The organism is Sinorhizobium sp. GQ132, from assembly GCF_059758575.1.
Map to the genome: position 1 here is coordinate 1 of NZ_JCAXDX010000066.1, position 394 is coordinate 394.

Annotated in this window: 1 protein-coding gene; it reads left to right on the forward strand. The window is 59.6% G+C overall.

Going from position 1 to position 394, the window contains the following annotated elements; translation table 11 throughout:
- A partial coding sequence (locus AC6CIG_RS29740) for a hypothetical protein (protein ID WP_498324392.1) occupies window positions 1–394 on the forward strand: 394 nt, incomplete at both ends.

A 394-nucleotide genomic window follows, 5' to 3' on the forward strand; every position in this document is an offset into this window, starting at 1 on the left:
GTCGCCGAGCTCTACAGCCTCATCGACAATGAAGGGATTTCGCTGGCCAATCGCTACGTGGATTACGAGGGGCCATGGGCCATGGAGACCCTCGGCGGCGCGGGCGGTCAGACAATCTGCGGAGCAACCCAGACCGCAACCCATGGGGGCGATGTTGTCCTGCCTCCGATCGCTGACGCGATCGTGGCCGTCCACCTGATTGGCGCCAACGGCCGGCATTATTGGATCGAGAAGACCGGAGAGCCTTGGGACTGGCTGTTCAACGATCATGATCTGGAAGAGGTTTATCCAAAGATCCGGATCATGCGGAACAATGACATGCTGCGCGCTGTCCAGGTCACGGCCGGGCGTTTCGGGATCATCCATTCGATGGTCCTGAAGCTTGTACGGCAGT